The sequence below is a fragment of the Streptomyces ovatisporus genome (assembly GCF_042653885.1).
Classification (GTDB): Bacteria; Actinomycetota; Actinomycetes; order Streptomycetales; family Streptomycetaceae; genus Streptomyces; species Streptomyces ovatisporus.
Window position 1 is genome coordinate 37,571 of sequence record NZ_JBHSFH010000011.1, and the last position, 22,376, is coordinate 59,946.

A 22,376-nucleotide genomic window follows, 5' to 3' on the forward strand; every position below is an offset into this window, starting at 1 on the left:
GACCGCCGCGGACCGGACGGGTCGGTCAGGGAGCGGTGCCGAGGTGCTCGGAGAGCACCTTTCCGATCTCCCGGATGTGGTCCGGCTCGACCATCTCGGCGTGGGAGCAGGGCACTTCGTGCACCACGAGCCGGCCCGCGGTGTACTGCCGCCAGCGGTCGACGCCCGGGGCACCGTCGACGGCACCGCGGGTGGCGGCGAAGAACAGCACGTCACTGTCGACGGAGCCGAGCGGCTTGTCGAACATCATGCGGCTGCAGTGCACGAAGACGTCCGTGAACGTCTCGACCCGCTGCTCGTCCATCAGTCCGGCCAGCGCGGTGCCGCCCTCCTTCAGGAGCGCGACGACCTCGGCGCGGTCCAGGTCCCGCCCCTCGGCCCGGGCCGGGTCGACCCCCGCCTCGGCGAGCAGCACCTGGTGGATGCCGCGGATCAGCTCCGGCTGCGCCTGCTCGCCGTCGGGCCGCTCGATGTCGGGGTAGGCGTCCATCAGGGCGAGCGTGCCGACCTTCTCGCCCTGCGCCTCCAGGGTGGCGGCGACGGCATGGGCGATCAGCCCGCCGAGCGACCAGCCCAGGAGGTGGTAAGGCCCGGACGGCTGCACCGCGCGGATCTCACGGACGTAGTCGGCGGCCAGTTCCTCGATGGTGGCGGGCGCCGCCCCCGGTTCCGTCAGTCCACGGGCCTGGATGCCGTACACGGGACGGTCGGGGAGCCAGCGCAGCAGCCCCGAGTACACCCAGCTGATGCCGCCTGCGGGGTGCAGGCAGAACAGAGGTGCGCGGCCTCCGCCGCGGCGCAGCGGCAGCACCACGTCGAAGGCGTCGGACCCGTCGGACACGCCGAGCTGTTCGGCGAGTCCGGCCGGCGTCGGGGTCTCGAACAGGGCGCGCACGGCCAGTTCGGTTCCCAGTGCGGCGTGGACCCGGTTGATGAGCCGGGCGGCGAGCAGCGAGTGTCCGCCCAGTTCGAAGAAGTCCTCGTCGACACCGACGGACGGCACGCCGAGCACTTCCGCGAAGAGCGAGCACAGCACCTCTTCCTGCGGTGAGCGCGGTGGCCGGCCCGCTGCCGTGGCCCGGCGGCCCACGTCGGGCAGGGAGCGGTGGTCCACCTTGCCGTTGGGCGTGAGCGGCAGCCGGTCCAGGACGGCGAAGAAGCCGGGGACCATGTATTCGGGCAGCCGCTCCCCCAGGTCGGCGCGGACCCGGGCGATCAGCGCGGCGTGGTCGTCGGCCCGTCGCGGGTCGCCGGCGTGCGCCGAGAGCGGCAGCGCGGCGGCCTCCGCCGAGGCGCGGTAGCGGCCCAGCGGGGCGTGCCCGGCCGTGCCGGGCAGCAGCAGGACGTCGTACTCGCCCGGCTCGCCCGGAGTGGGTACCAGGGCGGCCGTGTGACCGAGCCGCTCCGCCGCCCGGTGGACGTCCTCCGGATCGGGGACGCCCTCGGGGACGGGGCCGCGCAGCCGGGCGAGCACCACCTCGGGGTCGCTGCCGTTGTCGAGTGCCGTGGCGGCGGAGAGGTGCACCGCGACGCGTGCGTCGGGCACGCGCGTCAGCCGCAGCCCGTCGCCTCCGGCGAGGTGCTCGCCGAGGGCGTCCAGCCCTGTGATGTCGCGGCCCCAGCGCAGGCTGCGCGGCTGCGGCTGCCCGCCTGCGGCCGACGGGTCGGTGTGCAGGACGACGTCGTAGCGGTAGCGGCTGAGTTCGTTGTGGTGCACCGCCCGCTTGAGGCCGACGTCGACGCCGGAGAAGGCGGGGATCTCGGCGGGCAGCGCGGCGAAGAAGTCGGGCGACAGCAGGAGTTCGTTCTCCAGCATCACCTCGCGCTCGACGGCGGTGCGCAGCCCGGCCAGGCTCGCCGTCGCGTCGGCGCCGTGCAGGGCGACGGCCGCGGCGAACGTGCGGTGGTGGCGGAGGTCGCGTACGTCGCCGACGAAGATGCGTCCGCCCGGAGCCAGCAGCCGCACCGCGTTGCGCAGCACCTCCACCGCGTACCGGCCGCCCGGGAAGTACTGCACCACCGAGTTCAGCACGACCGTGTCGAAGTACCCCTCGGGCAGCGACTCCGTCTCCAGAGCCGAACCCACCCGCAGCTCCACACGGTCCGCCCACGGCTCACCCGCCACCGCCTCACGCAGACCCCCGACAGCCGCCTCGGACAGATCCGTACCCCAGTAACACTCCGAACGGCCCGCCAGCTCACGCAGCAACAACCCGTTGCCCACGCCCAGTTCCAGCACACGCCCCGGACCCAGAGCAGCGATCCGCTCCACCGCAGCAGAACGCCACTCGTCCATCTCCGCCACCGGAATCGCCACACCGTCGAAACTGCTGTTCCAGCCGACGTAGGGCTCGTCCTCGCCCCGGTCCCGGTAGAGGTCCTCGTAGATGCCGTGCCATTCCTGGACCTGTTCCGCCTCGGTGGGCAGATCCCGGGCGGCGGGGCCGGAGCCGTCGGCGGGGACGACGTAGGCGACGAGTTCCCGGTCGCCGGGGCGTTCCTCGCGCACTGCGACGGTGGCCTCCGCGAGCTCGGGATGCCGGACGAGGGCGGCTTCGATCTCGGCGGTCTCCACCCGGAAACCACGGATCTTCACCTGCCCGTCCGTACGCCCCGCGAACTCCAGCACACCATCACCACGCCACGCGGCCACATCCCCCGTCCGGTACATCCGCTCCCCCGGACCACCGAACGGATCAGCGACAAAACGCTCCGCCGTCAAACCAGCACGACCCGCATAACCACGCGCCACACCGGCACCCGCCACATACAGATCACCCCGCACCCCCACCGGCACCGGACGCAGACCACCGTCCAGCACATACACCCGCGTATTCGCCATGGGACGGCCGAGCGGGACGGTGTTCTCGACGCGGTGGGGGTGCCGCATGGGGTACTCGGTGGTGCACAGGGTGATCTCGGTCGGGCCGTAGATGGCCGTGACCGTGGTCTCCGGGCAGGTGTCGATGACGCGTTGGGCGGCGGCCGGGGAGACCACGTCGCCGCCGGTCCACACCTCGCGCACTCCGGCGAAGCTCTCCGGCCGCTCCTCGGCGATCAGCCGGAACAGGCCGGCCGTGTAGAGCACGCCGGTGACGCCTTCCTCGGTCGTGACGCGCTCCAGGGCGCCGAGGTCGAGTTCGCCCGCGGGCGCCACGACCACCCTGTGACCGTTGAGCAGAGGCGCCCACAGTTCGAAGGTGGCGGGGTCGAAGGCGTACGGGGCGTGCATGAGGACGCGTTCGGCCGCGCAGTGCGGATTCGTGCAGGCGCGGGCGGCCTCCTCCCGCGGACCGTGCCAGACGGGGTCGTGCGCGAGGTCGAGGACGTCCTGGTGCGTGATCTCGACGCCCTTGGGCTCGCCCGTCGAGCCGGAGGTGAACATGGTGTACGCCAGGTCGTCCGGGTCACCGGGGACGCGGGGGTCGCTCCCCGGCTGGGCGGCGAGCTCCGGATCGTCGTCGACGACGACGGTCGGCCCCTCGTGCTGGAAGTCCCGCTCCTGCATGGCGCGGTCGGTCAGCAGGATGCGTGCCCCGGTGCGGTCGAGAGCCATCCGCATCCAGGACGCGGGGTAGCCGGTGTGCAAGGGAACGTAGACGCAGCCGGCCTTGACGATGGCGAGCAGGGACACGACCAGGTCCGCGGAGCGTTCCTGGAGGACGGCGACCGCGTGCTGCCGGCGTGCGCCGAGCGCGATCAGCCGGTGGGCCAGGCGGTTGGCCCGCTCGTCGAGTTCGCGGTAGGTCAGGCCCTGTCCGTCCGCCCGTACGGCGATCGCCTCGGGGGTGGCCTCTGCCTGGGCGCGGAAGGCGTCCTGGAGGTTGTCCGGGACGGTGCCGCGGGAGACTTCGGTGTCGTTCCAGCCGGCGACGAGCCGGTGCCGCTCCTCCGCGCCGAGGATCTCAAGGGCGGAGACCCGGGTGTCGGCGCAGTCGACCGCGGACTGCAGCAGCCGGGCGAGGCGTTCGAGGAGCGCGACGACCGTCCCCTCGTCGAACAGGTCGGTGCTGAACTCGGCCAGGACGTCGAGGCCCTGGGCTTCTCCGCCGGGTCGCTCGAAGCAGAACAGCGACAGGTCGAAGCGGGCCGCGCCCGCCGTCTGCGGCAGGTACTCGGCTTCCACGTCGGGGAGCCGGAAGTCGGCGTCGGGGGTGTTCTGAAGCGCGAGCATCACCTGCACCAGCGGATTCCGCGACAGCGAACGCTGCGGATTCAGCACCTCCACCAAACGCTCGAACGGCACATCCTGATGCGCATACGCCGCCAGATCACCCTCACGCACCCGCCCCAGCAACTCCCGGAACGACGGATCACCCGACACATCCGTACGCAGCACCAACGTGTTCACAAAGAACCCGACAAGATCATCCAACGCCTCGTCGGTACGGCCCGCCACAGGCGAACCCACAGCCACATCCGAACCCGCACCCAACCGCGACAACAACGCGACCAGACCCGCCTGCACCACCATGAACAACGTCGCCGACGACTCACGCGCCAACTCCACCAACCCACGGTGCAACCCCGGCTCCAACCGGAAACCAACACTCCCCCCACGATGCGTGAACACCGCAGGACGCGGACGATCCGCCGGAATCTCCAACTGATCCGGCAACCCCGCCAACCGCTCACGCCAGAAACCCAACTGACGCGCCATCTCACTACCGGAGTCGGACTCCTCCCCCAGCAACTCCCGCTGCCACAACGCATAATCCGCATACTGCACAGGCAACGGCCCCCACCCAGGAACCCCACCACCACACCGCGCCTCATACGCCAACGCCAGATCCCGCCCCAACGGACCCAACGACCACCCATCACCAGCAATGTGATGCAACGTCAACAACAACACATGACGCTCCACACCCAACACGAACAACTCAGCCCGCAACGGCAGCTCCACCCCCAGATCGAAGGCGTGCCGTGCGGCTTGGTCGAGAGCGTCGGTCAACTCCGCTTCCGCCAGGGTGCGAACGTTCAACTCGGGTGCCGCGTCGTCCGGTGCGAGGATCCGCTGGACCGCCGCACCGTCGGTCTCGGGGAAGACGGTGCGCAGCACCTCGTGCCGGCGGACCACGTCGTGCAGCGCGGCGCGCAGGGCGTCGGCGTCCACGGGCCCGGACAGCCGCAGAGCGAGCGGGATGTTGTAGGTGGGGCTGGGCCCCTCCATCTGGTTGAGGAACCACAGACGGTGCTGGGCGGGCGAGAGCGGTATCTCCTCGGGACGCTCCACCGGACGCAGCGGCGTACGCGCAGCAGCCGCCCCCTCCAGACACCGCACCAGACCCGCCGGCGTCGGAGCGTCGAACAACGCCCGCACAGCCAGCTCCACACCGAACACCGAACGCACCCGGCTCACCAGACGCGTCGCCAGCAGCGAATGCCCACCCGCCTCGAAGAAATCATCGTCCGCCGACACCGAACCCAGACCCAGCACCTCGGCGAACAGACCACACAGAATCTCCTCACGCGGCGAACGCGCAGCACGCCCACGCCCACCACCCGAGAACTCCGGCACCGGCAACGCAGCCCGGTCCAGCTTCCCGTTCACCGACAGCGGCAACCGCTCCAGCACCACGAACGCCGACGGAACGAGGTGGCCCGGCAGTGCTTCGACGGCGACTGCACGCAGCTCGTCCGAGGTGACGCCGCCGGGAGCGGCGGGCACCACGTAGGCGACCAGGCGCTGTTCGCCGTCGTGGTCGCGGAGCGAGGTGACCAGGCTCTCGCGGACGGTCGCCAGCGTCGTGAGCGCGGTCTCGATCTCCCGGGGTTCGATGCGGAAACCGCGGATCTTGACCTGGTCGTCGGAACGGCCGAGGTACTCGACCGCTCCGTCGGCCCTCCTGCGGGCGAGGTCGCCGGTGCGGTACATGCGGCTGCCGGGCGGCCCGAACGGATCGGCCACGAAGCGCTCCGCCGTCAGTCCCGGCCGGTGCAGATAGCCGCGGGCCAGGTGGAGTTCGCCCGCGAGATAGAGCTCTCCCGGTGAACCCGGCGGCAGCGGGCGCAGGTTGGCGTCCAGGATGTGCGCGGTGACGTTGCGCAGCGGACTGCCGATCGCCGGCTGCGCGGAGTCGTCCGGCGCCGGTTCGGCCATCGTCGCGTAGACGGTGCCCTCGGTGGGGCCGTACACGTTGAGGATGCGGCAGCCGGGCAGGGCCGCGCGGGTGTCCCGTACCAGGCCCGCGGTCAGCGCCTCACCCGCGTACAGCAGCGTGTGCGGGCGCAGCGGGAGCTCGGGGTCGGCAAGGAGAGCGGCCATGGCGGACGGGACGGTGCTGAGCATGCCCGTGACGCGGGCTGCGCCGCCGGAGCCGTTCGTGCCGTTCGTGGCGTCGGCCAGCGCGAGGACGTCGTCCACGAGGTCGATGCGGCCGCCGCACAGCAGCGGTGAGAAGAGCTCGAACACGGAGACGTCGAAGCTGAGTGAGGTGGTGGCGGTGACGGCGGCCAGACCGTCGGTGCCGAACTCCTCAGCCGCCCAGGCGGCCAGGTCTGCCACGTTGCGCTGCGGGACGACGACGGCCTTGGGGCGGCCGGTAGAACCCGACGTGAAGATCGCGTACGCGGCGTTGTCCGGGGTCAGCGGCCGGATCCGGTCGTTGTCGACGAGGTCGCCGGCGGAGTGTTCCGCCACCGCCGCGCACACGTCCGGGGCGTCGAGGGCGATGCAGCGGGCGGCGTCCGGCAGCCGGGCCGCGCCGTCACGGGTCGTCAGGACATATGCCGGCGCTGCGTCGTCGAGCATCAGCGTGATGCGCTGGGGCGGGTAGTCGAGGTCCAGCGGGACGTAGGCCGCCCCGGCCTTGAGTACGGCCCACACGGCGACGAGGAGTTCCGGGGTCCGCGGCATGGCGATGCCGACGAGGTCCTCGCTGCCGACGCCGGCCCGCGCCAGGTGGCGGGCGAGCCGGTTGGCCCGGGCGTTGAGTTCCGCGTAACCGGTGTCGGTCCCTTCGTGCCGCACGGCCACCGCGTCCGGTGTGCGGGCGGCCTGTGCCTCCAGGAGCTCCGGGAGGGTGGCCTCGACGGGCGCCGCGGCGGTGTCGTTCCACTGCTCGAGGCGGCTGTGTTCGGCCGGGCTGAGCAGGTCGGCCGCGCTGACCGGCTGATCGGGGTCGGCGACCGCCTGCCGCAGCAGCGCGATCAGCCGTTCGGCGAGGGCGCGGACGGTGGAGTGGTCGAACAGATCGGTGCTGTACTCCAGGACTCCGTCGATGCCGCCCTCGGTGCCGTCGGCGCCGAGGCTCTCGCGCAGATGGAAGGAGAGGTCGAACTTCGAGATGCCGATGTCCAGCGGCTCGGGACGCACCCTGAGCCCGGGCAGCGCCGTCTCGGTGCGCGGCATGTTCTGGAGCGCGAGCATCACCTGCACCAGCGGATTACGGGACAGCGAACGCTGCGGATTCAGCACCTCCACCAGACGCTCGAACGGCACGTCCTGATGCGCGTACGCCGCCAGGTCGCTCTCGCGCACCCGCCCCAGCAACTCGCGGAACGACGGATCACCCGAGACGTCCGTACGCAGCACCAGCGTGTTCACGAAGAACCCGACAAGATCGTCCAGCGCCTCGTCGGTACGACCCGCCACGGGCGAGCCCACGGCGACGTCCGGGCCCGCACCCAGCCGCGACAGCAATGCAGCCAGACCCGCCTGCACCACCATGAACAACGTCGCCGACGACTCACGCGCCAACGAGGCCAGTCCGGCGTGCAGTTCCTCGTTCACGCGGAAGCGGACGAGGGCACCGTCGTAGCCCGCCACGGGCGGACGGGGGCGGTCGGTGGGCAGGGCGATCTCGGCGGGCAGCTCGGCGAGGCTGTCGCGCCAGTGGTTCAGCTGGCGTGAGAGTTCGCTGCCGGGGTCGGACTCGTGGCCGAGCAGCTCGCGCTGCCAGAGCGCGTAGTCGGCGTACTGCACCGGCAGCGGGGCCCACTCGGGCGTTCCCCCCGCACACCGCGCTTCGTAGGCCGTCATCAGGTCACGGGCCAGCGGGGCCATGGACCAGCCGTCACCCGCGATGTGATGCAGGTTCAGCAGCAGCACGCACTCGGTGGGACCGGTGCGCAGCATGTGGGCGCGCAGGGGCAGTTCGGCGGCCAGGTCGAATCCGGCGCGGCCCGCATCGGTGAGGGCGGCGGCCAGGCCGTCCTCCGTGGCGTGCACCGTGGTCATCTCGACGCGGGCCTGCTCGGCGGGCACGATCTGCTGGCGCGGTGTTCCTCCCTCGTCGGGGAAGAGGGTGCGCAGGCTCTCGTGCCGGGCCACGACGTCGTCCAGTGCGGCGCGCAGCGCCTCCTCGTCGAGGCGTCCGGAAAGCCGCAGGGCGTAAGGGATGTTGTAGGTGGGGCTGGGCCCCTCCATCTGGTTGAGGAACCACAGACGCCACTGGGCGGGCGAGAGCGGTATCTCCTCGGGACGCTCCACCGGACGCAGCGGCGTACGCGCAGCAGCCGCCCCCTCCAGACACCGCACAAGACCCGCCGGCGTCGGAGCGTCGAACAACGCCCGCACAGCCAGCTCCACACCGAACACCGAACGCACCCGGCTCACCAGACGCGTCGCCAGCAGCGAATGCCCACCCGCCTCGAAGAAATCATCGTCCGCCGACACCGAACCCAGACCCAGCACCTCGGCGAACAGACCACACAGAATCTCCTCACGCGGCGAACGCGCAGCACGCCCACGCCCACCACCCGAGAACTCCGGCACCGGCAACGCAGCCCGGTCCAGCTTCCCGTTCACCGTCAACGGCAACCGCTCCAGCACCACGAACGCCGACGGAACGGTGGGTGCGGGGAGCCGGTCGCGCAGGTGGTCGCGCAGGGCGGGGACGAGGGAGCCGGTCAGGCTCGCCCGCCGAGGGCTGTTGGCGAAGGCCGTCGGGTCGGCGTCGGCCTCGGTCGCGCGGTACAGGTCGTCGATCACAGGGCCGGGGTCGTGCGCCGCCGAGGTGAACAGCACGTCGACAGCGCCGTCGGAGGAGGTGGCGGACCAGGTCACCGCGGTGCGGCAGCCCAGCCGCGCGCCGAGCGCGTGCAGTTCCTCGGGGTCGACGGCGTGGTGCTCACCGGTGTCCTCGCGCACGGCACGGCGGGCGCCTGCCAGATCGCCGGACCCGTCGAGCAGCCGCAGGGCGGTGCTCTCGGCGGCGAGCCTGGCGTTGGGCACGTCCTCGACGCGCAGCGCGGCCGGAGCCTCGGCCAGGAGACGTTCCAGGGCGGCGAGATCGTCCAGGTCGCGGCCCCAGGTCAGTGTCCGGGGGGAGGGCGCGGACGTGCTCGGGCCGCCGCGCTTGCGGAGCACCGCGTCGTAGCGGTGCCGGCTGAGCTCGTTGTGGTGGACGGCCCGCTTCACGCGTACGTCGACTGCCTCGACGTCGGGCAGCCGGGTGCGGAGCGCGGGGAAGAACGCCGGGTCCACGAGGAGTTCGGTCTCTAGCAGGACGCCCTGGTCGACGGCACGGGACACGGCCGCGGCGTCGGTGTCGTCCGCCTGGTGCAGCTGCACGGCCGCGCTGAAGCAGCGCAGCAGGCGGTGGTTGCGGACGTCGCCGATGAACAGGTGCCCGCCGGGGGCGAGCGTCCGCATGGCGCCGGTGATGACGTCGACGAGGTAGGCGGCGTGGGGGAAGTAGGGCACCACCGAGTTGACGACGACGGTGTCGAAGTGCCCCTCGGGCAGCCCCTCGGTCACGTCGGCGGCCTGGACGCGCAGCTCCACCCGTGACGCGGTACCGGGGCGGTCCGCGAGCTGCGTGCGCAGCGCCTCGACGGCGGCGGCGGAGAAGTCGGTCGCCCAGTAGCTCTCGCAGTCGTCGGCGAGCTGGGACAGGATCAGCCCGCTGCCCACGCCGATCTCCAGGACCCGGCGCGGCCGGAGCTCGCGGATGCGTTCCACCGTGGCCGCGCGCCACTCCTGCATCTGCGGGAGCGGGATGTTCCGGGAGTCGTAACTGCTCGTCCAGCCGGTGAAGTTCTCACCGAACGGGATGGCGGCGGCGTCCTGGTAGACCTCCTCGTAGACGTCGTGCCACTCCGCCACCTGCTCGGCCTCGCCGTCGTGGTCGCGGCCGGGGTCCTCGCCGGGGACGACGTACGCGACGAGCTGCTTCTCGCCGGGCCGGTCCTCGCGTACGAGGGCGGCCGCCTGGGCGACCTGGGGGTGGCTGCGCAGGGCCGACTCGACCTCGCCGAGTTCCACCCGCCGGCCGCGCAGCTTGACCTGGGAGTCGGCGCGGCCGACGAAGTGCAGGCGGCCCTCGCGGTCCTGGCGGACGACGTCACCTGTGCGGTAGAGCCGGTCGCCGGGCGCGCCGAACGGGTCGGCGACGAACCGGCACGCGGTCTCGGCGGGGGCCCGGTGGTAGCCGCGTGCCATGCCGGCACCGGCGATGTACAGCTCGCCGGGCACGCCCGCCGGGACCGGGGCGAGCCGGTCGTCGAGGACGTACAGCCGCATGTCGTCCAGCGGTACGCCGATGGGGACGGGCAGTTCGGGGTCGCTGGTGCCCCGGAAGGTGTGATGGGAGGCGTAGACGGTGGTCTCGGTGGGGCCGTAGCCGTTGAGGATCGCGGTGTCGGGGCAGTCCGCGGCGAGGCGTGCCGCTGCCGCCGGGGACAGCACGTCGCCGCCGGTCCACAGCGCGGCCAGGCCGCGCAGCCATTCGGTGCGGTCGTCGGCCACCGCGTTGAACACACCGGTGGGAAGCAGCAGTCCGGTGATCTCCCAGCGCGTCACGGCGCGCTCCAGCACGCGCAGGTCCAGCTTGCCGGGCGGGGCCATGACCACGTGCCCGCCGGACATCAGCGGCAGCCAGAACTCCATGTTGAAGGCGTCCCAGGCGTGCGCGGAGTGCAGCAGCACCCGGTCCGTGCTGCCCGGCGCCCAGCAGCGGTCGTGGCGCAGGCACTCGATGCCGCCGTGGGTGAGGGCCACGCCCTTGGGCCTGCCGGTGGAGCCCGAGGTGAACATGACGGCGGCGAGCCGCTCCGGGTCCGTCACCGGCGGCAGCGGCGCCGGGTCGCCGGTGAACAGCCGCGGATCCTCGTCCAGGACGATCAGGGGCAGCCCGTACCCGGCCGCCTCGTCCCGCAGGGCACGGTCGGTGAGCAGGACCGGGGTGCCGGTCTCGGCGAGCACCTGCGCCTTGCGGGCCGGCGGATAGTCGGAGTTGAGCGGGACGTAGGCGCCGCCCGCCTTGAGAACGCCCAGGACTCCGGTGGCGAGGTGGACGCCGCGCTCGGTGAGCATGGCAACGGGCGTCTCCTCGCGGACGCCGTACTCGCTCAGCAGGTGCGACAGCAGCCCCGACCGGCGGTCGAGTTCGGCGTACGTGAGCGTGGTGTCGTCGGCGGACACCGCGGGCGCGCCGGGAGCCGCCGCGAGCAGCTCCGCGAACCGGCCGGTGAGGGTGGCGGGCGGCGGGCTGTCGGGGCGGGCGGTGTCGTTCCACTCCGTCAGCACCCGGTGCCGTTCGCCGGCTTCGAGCAGGCCGACGGCGCGGACCTGCTGGTCGGGGTCCTCGACGCAGGCTCCCAGGAGCATGATGAGACGGTCGGCGAACTGCTGCACCGTCTCCCGCTCGAAGAGGTCGCCGCTGTATTCGACGAGGCCCCAGACGCCGTCGGGGTCGCCGTCGTCGGTGTGCGCCTCGGTCATGAAGACGGCGAGGTCGAACCGGGACACCTCGGGCCGGATCCGCTCCGGCTCGATGAGCAGCCCGGGGAGCCGGAAGTCGGCGTCGGGGGTGTTCTGGAGCGCGAGCATCACCTGCACCAGCGGATTCCGCGACAGCGAACGCTGCGGATTCAGCACCTCCACCAGACGCTCGAACGGCACATCCTGATGCGCATACGCCGCCAGATCACCCTCACGCACCCGCCCCAGCAACTCCCGGAACGACGGATCACCCGACACATCCGTACGCAACACCAACGTGTTCACAAAGAACCCGACAAGATCATCCAACGCCTCATCGGTACGACCCGCCACAGGCGAACCCACAGCCACATCCGAACCCGCACCCAACCGCGACAACAACGCGACCAGACCCGCCTGCACCACCATGAACAACGTCGCCGACGACTCACGCGCCAACTCCACCAACCCACGGTGCAACCCCGGCTCCAACCGGAAACCAACACTCCCCCCACGATGCGTGAACACCGCAGGACGCGGACGATCCGCCGGAATCTCCAACTGATCCGGCAACCCCGCCAACCGCTCACGCCAGAAACCCAACTGACGCGCCATCTCACTACCGGAGTCCGACTCCTCCCCCAGCAACTCCCGCTGCCACAACGCATAATCCGCATACTGCACAGGCAACGGCCCCCACCCAGGAACCCCACCACCGCACCGCGCCTCATACGCCAACGCCAGATCCCGCCCCAACGGACCCAACGACCACCCATCACCAGCAATGTGATGCAACGTCAACAACAACACATGACGCTCCACACCCAACACGAACAACTCAGCCCGCAACGGCAACTCCACCCCCAGATCGAAGGGGACGCGGACGGACTGCGCTATTGCCTCGTCGAGCCGCTCCGGATCGACATGGGTGACGCGCAGCGCACACGGCGGCGCGGGGTCGAGGATGCGCTGCGACGGGCGGCCGTCGGTCTCGGGGAAGACGGTGCGCAGGCTCTCGTGCCGGGCGACGACGTCGTTCACGGCTGCGCGCAGGGCGTCCTCGTCGAGTGCGCCGGTGATGCGCAGGCCGAGCGGGATGTGGTACGTGGGGCTGGGCCCCTCCATCTGGTTGATGAACCAGAGCCTGCTCTGGGCGAAGGACAGCGGCGTCTCGCCCTTCCTCTCCCTGGGGCGCAGCGCGGCGCGCTCCGCCTCTCCCGCACCGCTGAGAAGCGCTGCGAGCCCGGCCGGGGTGGGGTGCTGGAAGAGCCGGCGGATCGGCAGGTCGACGCCGAGGGTCGAGCGGATGCGGTTGACCAGCCGCGTGCCGAGCAGCGAATGCCCGCCGAGGTCGAAGAAGTCGTCGGTGGGACCTGCCTGGGTCAGGCCGAGGACGTCCGCGAAGAGGGAGCACATGATCTCCTCCTGCGGCGTACGGGCGGCGCGTCCGGCACTGGACAGCGGCGCCGCGTCCGGCAGCGACCGGCGGTCCAGCTTGCCGTTCGCGGTACGCGGCAGCTCCTCCAGGACGGTGAGCGTGGCAGGCACCATGTACTCGGGCAGCCGCTCCCGCAGGTACGGACGGAGCTCCTGCGCCAGAGCCGGGTCGCCGGGAGTGCTCAGCGGGTCGTTGGTGAGGCCGGCCGTGGTGGGGTCGGGCCGCTCCCCGGATTTCCCGGGCGTACCCGCCGGGGTCCCTGGGCACAGGTCGGCGAAGACCGGTTCCGGGTCCGCGGTGCGGGGGGTGAAGACGGCGTCGAGACTTCCGTCGGGGCCGTCTGCCGACCAGCCGAGGGCGAGGTGGTGGCCGTGCCGCTCGGCGAGCTCCGTCAGGTCCGCGGGGTCGGGGACGTCCGGGTCGGCGGGGGCCGAGAGTGCCGCGTGGGCCCGGTCGGGGTCCGCGCCCCCGGCGAGCAGGTCCGCGGCGGCGGTCTCACCGGCGAGCCGGGCGTTGGGCAGACCGGTGACGCGCAGCCCGTCGCCCGCGCCCAGCCGGTCGGCGAGGGCGGCGACGTCGCTGACGTCGCTGCCCCAGGCGAGGGCGGGCACCTCCGCAGCGCGCGGCGTGCTCTCCGTGGCGGTGTGCAGCACGACGTCGTAGCGGTGCCGGCTGAGCTCGTTGTGGTGCACCGCCCGCTTCACGCGGATGTCGACGGCGTCGAGGGCGGGCACGGTGTCCCGCAGTGAGGTGAAGAAGCCGGGGCTGAAGAGGAGTTCCTTCTCCTGGAGGAGACTGCGCTCGACGGCGGCGCGGACGCTCGGGGCGTCGGCGGTGCCGCCGGCGCGGGCGGCGCGCTCCAGTTCGACGGCGGTGCGCAGGGCGCGGTGGTGGCGGAGGTCGCGTACGTCGCCGACGAAGATGCGTCCGCCCGGAGCCAGCAGCCGCACCGCGTTGCGCAGCACCTCCACCGCGTACCGGCCCCCCGGGAAGTACTGCACCACCGAGTTCAATACGACCGTGTCGAAGTACCCCTCGGGCAGCGACTCCGTCTCCAGAGCCGAACCCACCCGCAGCTCCACACGGTCCGCCCACGGCTCCTGTGCCACCGCCTCACGCAGACCCTCGACAGCCGCCTCGGACAGATCCGTACCCCAGTAACACTCCGAACGGCCCGCCAGCTCACGCAGCAACAACCCGTTGCCCACGCCCAGTTCCAGCACACGCCCCGGACCCAGAGCAGCGATCCGCTCCACCGCAGCAGAACGCCACTCGTCCATCTCCGCCACCGGAATCGCCACACCGTCGTAGACGCTGTTCCAGGCGGCGTAGGGCTCGTCGCTCCGGTCCCGGTAGAGGGTGTCGTACACGTCGCGCCAGGCGCGCTCCTGCTCCTGTTCCTGCTGACGGGAGCCGTGGAGGACGGCGGAGGCGGCGGGCACGACATAACCGTCCAGGCGCTGGGCCGAGCCGTGCTCGCCGCGGGCGACGACGGCCGCCTCGGCGACCTGCGGATGGCCGCGGAGGGCGGCTTCGATCTCGGCGGTCTCCACCCGGAAACCACGGATCTTCACCTGCCCGTCCGTACGCCCCGCGAACTCCAGCACACCATCACCACGCCACGCGGCCACATCCCCCGTCCGGTACATCCGCTCCCCCGGACCACCGAACGGATCAGCGACAAAACGCTCCGCCGTCAAACCAGCACGACCCGCATAACCACGCGCCACACCGGCACCCGCCACATACAGATCACCCCGCACCCCCACCGGCACCGGACGCAGACCACCGTCCAGCACATACACCCGCGTATTCGCCATGGGGGTGCCGATGGTCACAGGCCGGCCGGGGAGCACGGGAGCGGCGGTCGACCAGATGGTCGTCTCGGTGGGCCCGTACAGGTTGAGCACCTCGGCGGCGGCACCGGTCAGCGCAGCGGCGAGGTCGCCGGGCAGGGGCTCGCCGCCGGTGAGGACGCGCAGCCCCCGCAGGGCGCCGGCGTGGCCGGGGACCAGGGTGCGCCACAGCGTGGGCGTCGCCTGCATGACGGTGGCACCCGAGGAGGTGACGGTCTCCGCGAGGGCCTCCGGGTCCAGGACGGTGTCCTGGTCGGCGAGGACGACGGTGGCGCCGGTGATCAGCGGCAGGAAGAGCTCCAGGGCCGCGATGTCGAAGGACACGGTCGTGACGGCGAGGAGCCGGTCGCCGGGCGCCATGGACACGCGTTCACGCATGTCGGCGAGGAAGTTGGTGAGCGCCCGGTGCGGGACGGCCACACCCTTGGGGCGTCCCGTCGAGCCCGAGGTGTGGATGACGTACGCCGTCTGCGCCGGGTCGGGCACGGCCGGCGTGAACTCGGCCGCGCCGGCGGCCTCTTCGGCACCGTCCGGCTCGTCGAGGCGCACCACGGGGAGCCCGGCGGGCAGCGTGGTGTCCTGGCCGCCGTCGCTCAGGACGCACACCGGGCGGACGTCGTCCAGCACCTGGGCGATGCGGTCGGCGGGATGCCGCGGGTCGAGCGGGACGTAGCTCGCGCCGGACTTGAGGACGGCGAGCAGCGCGACCGGCAGGTCGACGGTGCGTTCGGCCAGGAGCGCGACGTGGCGCTCCGGCCCCGCGCCGAGCGCGGCGAGCCGGGAGGCCAGGGCCGTGGAGCGGCGGTCGAGTGCGGAGTAGGTCAGTTCCCGGTCGCCGGCGACCACGGCGACGGCTTCGGGGGTCTTCGCGGTCTGTTCGGCGAAGAGCTGCGGCAGGCAGGCGCCGGGCAGGGGCCGCCCGGTGTCGTTGCGGGCGACGAGCAGTTCCCAGCGCTCCGCGGCGGGCAGCATGTCGACCGTCGCGGCCTTGCGGTCCAGGTCGTGTGCGAGGAGTTCGAGCAGCCCGGTGAGGCGCTCGGACAGCGAGGCGATCTCGTCCCGGTCGTACAGGTCGGTGCGGTAGCTCAGCCGCAGCTGCAGCCGGGCGCCCGGCAGCACCATCAGGCACAGCGGGTAGTGCGTTGCGGCGTGCTCGCTCACCTCGGTGAGCCGGATGCCGCCCGCGGCGATCTGGAGGGTGTCCGGGTCCAGCGGATAGTTCTCGAAGATCACCATGGTGTCGAACAGCTCTGCGGGTTCGACCAGGCTCTGGATGGTGCTCAGACCGAGGTGCTGATGGGCGATCAGCTCGCCGTGCTGGTCCTGCAGCCGGTGCAGGGCCGTGCCCAGGGTCTCGCCGGGGGCGACGCCCATCCGCACCGGGAGGGCGTTGGCGAACATGCCGATCATGGATTCGGCGCCCGCGAGGTCGGCGGGCCGTCCGGAGACGATCTCGCCGAAGGTGACGTCGTCGCGGCCGGTGAGGCCCCCGACCAGCAGTCCCCAGGCGCCCTGCACAAGGGTGTTGAGGGTCAGGCCCGCGGCACGTCCCCGGGCCACGAGTGCGGATGTCAGTTCCTCGGAGAGGTCGGTGACCAGTTCGTCGGGCGTGCCGGTGGGGCGGCCCTGCTGCCCCTCCGCGACGAGAGTGGGCTCCTCGACCCCGGCCAGGGCATCGCTCCAGGCCTGCCGGGCGGTGGCCTCGTCCTGGCGGGACAGCCAGGTCAGATAGCTGCGGAACGGGGGGACGGCGGGCAGCGCGCCCGCGTCGCCCTCCTGCTCGTAGAGGGTGAAGAGCTCCTTGATGAGCAGGCCCATGGACCAGCCGTCGAGGAGCAGGTGGTGGTGGGTGAAGACCAGGCGGTGGGTGCGCGGGCCCAGCCGTATCAGCGTGAACCGCATGAGCGGCGGCCGTGCCGGGTCGAAGCGGCGTACGCGGTCGGCGGCGAGGGTGCGCTCCAGCTCGGCGGCGCGCTCGTCCTCGGGCAGCCCGGACAGGTCGAGTTCGTCCCACGGCAGACGTACGGAGCGGGGCACGACCTGCACCGGACGGCCCTCACGGCGCTGCTGCCGGAAGCCGGCACGCAGGTTGGGGTGGCGCACCAGCAGGGCCTCCGCCGCGGCCCGCATGCGCGCACCGTCCAGGGGGCCGTCGATGTCGAACCGGAACTGCACCACGTAGACGTCGTCGCTGCCGCGGTCGTCGTACCGGGAGAGGAACAGCAGGCCCTCCTGGAGCGGGGAGAGCGGGAGTACGTCTTCGATTCGGGACCTGGTCACTGCGTTGCCTCGTCTTCCTCGCCCAGTTCGCTCTCAAGCAGGTCGATGTCCGTCTGGCTCAGTTCCACCATCGGCAGGTCGGAGGGGGTGCGGCCGCCTGCGCCGTGGGTCTCGGTGTGGGCCGCGAGCGCCCGCAGCACCGCGAACCAGCTGTCGGCGAGCTCCCTCATGTCCTCGTGGGTCCACAGCGCGCCCGGCCAGGACCACAGGGCCGTGAGCCGCGGCCCGTCGGCGAGGTCCCGGGTGAACGCGTTGAGCGTGAGGGACCGGCCGAACGGCAGCGCGGGATCGACGCTGCCGCCCAGGAGCTGTGCCTCGGGAGCGGGCGACCAGTCGGTGTCCGCGGGCTCCGGGAAGCGTCCGAGGTAGTTGAAGAGCAACTGGGCGCGGGCACCCCGGGCCAGCTGCGGTGCGGTGTCGGGGTTGAGGTACCGCAGCAGGCCGTGGCCGAGCCCCTGCTGCGGTACGGCGCGCAGCTGCTCCTTGATGCGCTTGACGGCCCGCCCGAGCGCGGGCCCGCCGGCACTCAGCTCCCGGTGGTCCACGCGGCCGATGTCGAGCCGTACCGGATGCAGGCGGGTGAGCCAGCCGACCGTGCGGGACAGGTCGAGATCCTCACCGTCGATGTCGCGGCCGTGACCCTCGACGTCGACGAGGAGGCCGGTGGCGTACGACCCGCGGGCCCGGCGCCATTCGGTCACCGCGGCGGCCAGCGCCGTGAGCATCACGTCGTTCACGCCCGCGTGGAACGCCGCCGGCACCGAGGTGAGCAGCGCCCGCGTGGTCTCGGCGGACAGTTCGACGGTGAGGGTGCGGGCGGTGCCCGCGACGTCCCGGGCCGGGTCCGGCGGGACGAGTGACGGCAGCGGCTCCTCGGGGCGGGCCAGTTCGCGCCAGAACGGGAGCTGGTCGCGCTGGGACGGCCGCTGCGCGAGCGCTTCGACCCGGTGTGCCCACTGCCTGAGCGGCACGGCCACAGGTTCGAGTTCCGGCTTGCGGCCGGCGGCGACGTCCGGCCAGGCCGCGGCCAGGTCGGCGAGGAGCACGCGCCAGGAGACGCCGTCCACCGCGAAGTGGTGGACCGTCAGGAAGAGACGGCCGGGCTCGTCCCCGGCGTCGCACCACACCGCGCGCAGTACGTCGCCGAGCGCGGGGCGCAGCAGCCGGTCGGCCTCGGCGCTCTCGCGTTCCAGGACTTCTCGCAACGCGTCGGCGCCGAGGCCGCGCACGTCGACGCGGTGGATGCGGTCCGCCGCGGCGACGGAGCCGACGGGCAGCACCTCGGGTGCCCAGGTCCCGTCCGCACCGGCCGTCACGCGCAGGCGCAGGGCGTCGTGGTGGTCGACGAGGCATTGCAGCAGCGCGGCGAGCCGGCTCTCGTCCAGTTCCGGGGGTACCCGCACGACCACGGACTGGCTGAACCCGTCGACGGGGCCGCCGAGTTCCTTGAACCAGTGCATGATCGGCGTCATCGGGACCGGGCCGTCGGCCTCCGTACCGGGCTCGTCCTGCTGTCCTGCCGCGGCCTCGTCCTCGGTCGACACGGCTGCGGCGGCGAGCCGGGCCACGGTGCGCCGCTCGAAGACGTCCCGCGGGGAGACCACGAGGCCCGCCTTGCGGGCGCGGCCGGCGAGCTGCATCGACATGATGCTGTCGCCGCCCAGGGCGAAGAAGTCGTCGTCGACGCCGACGCCGGTGGCGCCGACGACCTCCTCGAAGAGCCGGGCCAGCAGTTCCTCGCGGGCCCCTCTCGGCGCGCTTCCGGTCCTCGCCCCGGCGACGACGGGGGCGGGCAGGGCCCGCCGGTCGATCTTTCCGTTGGCGTTGCGCGGCAGTTCGCCGAGGACGACGCAGGCCGCGGGCACCTGCTGCCCGGGCAGCGTACGGGTCAACTCCTCGCGCAGCGCGCCGGGTTCGACCGAAGTGCCGGGCTCGGGCACGACGTACGCGACCAGACGGCGGACGCCCGGCGTGTCCTCGCGGGCCAGCACGAACGCCTGCGCGACGTCCGGGCGGGCTTCGAGGGCGGCGGCGGTCTCGCCGGGCTCGACCCGCTGGCCGCCGATCTTCACCTGGTCGTCGGCGCGCCCGAGGAAGTCGAGCCCGCCGTCGGGGCGCAGCCGCACCAGGTCGCCGGTGCAGTACAGCCGGCTGCCGGGCGGTCCGAAGGGGGAGGCGACGAAGCGGGCCGCGGTCAGGCCCGGCCGGCGCAGATAGCCGCGGGCGAGCATGACGCCGCCGACGTACAGCTCCCCCGCCACGCCGGGCGGCACCGGGCGGAGCCACTCGTCGAGGACGTACAGGCGGGTGTTGGGCACGGGGGTGCCGATGGGCGCGGAGCGCGGCCACGCGTCCGGGTCGGGCCCGAGGACACCGGCGGTGACGACGTGGGTCTCGGTGGGGCCGTACAGGTTGTGCAGACGGCGCTCCGGGTGGCCGCGGAAGAGCCGTTTGACGTCGTCGCCGGGGGTGAGGGACTCCCCTGCCTGGACGATCTGGAGGAGTTCCGGGAGGTCCGCGCCGTCGGTGGCGGCGGCGTCGGCCAGGGCGTCGAGAACGGTGTTGGTGGTGTAGAGATGGCGGGCGCCGTCCCGCTCCAGCCAGGACAGAAGTTCCCGGGGGTCGTGGCGGGCGAGGTCGTCGGCGACGGTGACGGCCTGGCCCTGGGTGAGGGCGCAGAGCATCTCCAGCGGCGCCGGGTCGAAGGCGAGCGTGGAGAACTGCGAGACGACCGAACCCGCCGGGCCCGGTATCGCCTCGGTGTACCAGGCCATCAGGTTGAGCAGCGGCTCGGCGTGCATCACCACGCCCTTGGGGCGGCCGGTGGAGCCGGAGGTGTACAGCGTGTAGACGGGGTGGCCGATGCCCAGCGGGCGCAGGCGGTCGGCGTCCGTGAGGGCGGTGTCCGCCAGCTCGGCCAGCTCGGCCGCGCACTTCGGGTCGTCCAGTACGACGGGGTCGGTGCCGTGCGGCAGCCGGCCGGCCTCCGCCTCGGTGGTGACGACGGCCGCCGGCTCCGCGTCCGCCAGCAGGAAGCGGATGCGCTCGTCCGGGTAGGAGGTGTCGACGGGGGTGTAGGCGGCACCGGCCTTCAGCACCGCGAGGAACGCGACGACCTGGTCCGCGGAGCGCGGCAGGGCGAGCGCCACCAGGGCCTCGGGGCCGGCGCCGCGCCGCACCAGCAGCCGGGCCAGGCGGTTGGACCGGGACGCCAGTTCGCGGTACGTCAGACGCTCCTCCCCGAAGACCACCGCGACGGCGTCCGGGGTACGCGCGGCCTGGCTGTCCAGCAGCACCGGCAGCGGCTCACGCGGGAAGGAGCGCTCCGTGACGTGCGGGGTGGGTACGACCGCGGCGCGCTCCTCGTCGGAGAGCAGGCCGACGCGGGCGGCGGGCACGTCCAGGTCCTCGGACATGGCGTGCAGCAGCCGGCGGATACGCGGGGCCAGTTCGGCCGCCACCTCGGGGGCACAGCGCTCGGGGTGGTACTCGACGCGCAGCCGCAGCCGCTCCCCCGGGATCACGACGAGACTGAGCGGATAGTGGGTGGCGTCGCGTACGTCCAGGCCGTGCAGGCGGAGGCCGGCGGCCCGCAGGGCGAGGGCGTCGGCCTCGAGCGGGTAGTTCTCGAAGACGACGAGGGTGTCGAAGAGTTCGGGCTGTCCGGTGGCGCGCTGGATCGCGGGCAGGCCCACGTACTGATGGTCCGTCAGGCGTGCCTGGGTCTCCTGGAGCCGGCGCAGGTTCTCGGCGAGGCTGTGCCCGGGGCGGATGCGCACCCGCACGGGCACCGTGTTGATGAACAGTCCGACCATCTCGGCGGAACGGTCGACCTCGGGCGGCCGTCCGGAGACGACGGCTCCGAAGGTGACGTCGTCCCTTCCGGTCAGCGCCCCGAGCAGCAGTCCCCATGCGCCCTGCACCAGGCTGTTGAGCGTCAGGCCGTGGCGGCGTCCCTGTGCCGCGAGGGCGGCCGTGGTGGTCCCGTCGAGTTCGATCCACTCCTGCCGGGCGGGGACGGCGTCGGCCTCCCCGGCCGCGGCACGGGACTCGGGGGCGCGGGCCACCATGGTCGGCTGGTCGAGATCGCCCAGCTCCGCGCGCCAGGCGCGGGTGTCGGCCTCGGTGTCCCGGGCCGCGAGCCAGGCCAGGTGGTCGCGGAAGGAGGGCGGCGGGGCCAGCGCCGACTCGTCCCCGCCGTGCTCGTACAGCGCGAACAGGTCGGCGAGCAGCAGCGGCATCGACCAGCCGTCGATGAGCAGGTGGTGGTGGCTGAGGACCAGGCGGTGCTCCTCGGCTCCGAAGGAGACCAGCGCGCACCGGGTCAGCGGCGGGCGGGCCGGATCGAACCTGCGGGCCCGGTCGGCTGACAGCACCCGTTCCAGGGCGTCCTCCCGCTCCTCGGCGGGTACCTGGGTCAAGTCGTGCTCGCTCCACGGCAGTTGAACGTCGCGGGGGATGACCTGAACGGCCCGTCTCATGCCGTCCTGCCAGAAACCGGCCCGCAGGTTCGGGTGGCGGCGCAGCAGTGCCCCGGCAGCGGAGCGCAGGCGTCCGGCGTCGAGGGGGCCGCGCAGGTCCAGGACGAACTGGACGACGTAGACGTCGGCGGCCCGCTCGTCGTAGAGGGCGTGGAACAGCAGCCCGTCCTGGAGCGGCGACAGCGGAAGCACGTCCGTCAGTCCCGTACGCGTCACTTCGTCTCCTCAACTCGCGCCCGGCCGGTGGTGCATGCCGTCCCCCCGCGCCGTTCCGGATTCCGCAGGGCAGCATCCTTACAAAGGGCGCTGATTCCTCGCTGACGGAAACCTGACGGAATGCCCGCGGTGATGTGTGGGACGGCGAACGGTTCTTTCGCCCCCTTCCGCGGGCGGGCCCGGCTGCTAGGCTCCGAAATGACGGAGCCGTATACGGCCGGGCCGGGCCCGGCGTGCGGGCGGCCGTTTCGCCGGAACGACGGAGACTGTTCCGTCATGACTGGTCAGGGTTGTCCGCCCGGTCTTTCTCGGGCTTCTCACGGGCGCCCCGTCGACCACGACAAGAGACCGGACACGATGGGTGATGTAAATGCTCAGTAACATGCGTATCACCACCGAGGGGCCGTCCTCCCGCTTTCCGGGAACACGCACAGGAAAACCTCCCGGGATTTCCCGCG

General features: G+C 72.4%; 2 protein-coding genes. Both read right to left on the reverse strand.

Going from position 1 to position 22,376, the window contains the following annotated elements:
• Nucleotides 1-25: 25 nt before the first annotated feature.
• Nucleotides 26-17,221 (reverse strand): amino acid adenylation domain-containing protein, encoded by a 17,196-nt coding sequence (locus ACFPA8_RS20270; protein WP_386450550.1) that lies wholly within the window; start codon nucleotides 17,219-17,221, stop codon nucleotides 26-28.
• Nucleotides 17,218-21,918, reverse strand: a complete 4,701-nt coding sequence (locus ACFPA8_RS20275; protein WP_386450552.1) for an amino acid adenylation domain-containing protein — start codon at nucleotides 21,916-21,918, stop codon at nucleotides 17,218-17,220. Before ACFPA8_RS20275 ends, ACFPA8_RS20270 begins: the two co-directional genes overlap by 4 nt.
• Nucleotides 21,919-22,376: the final 458 nt, after the last annotated feature.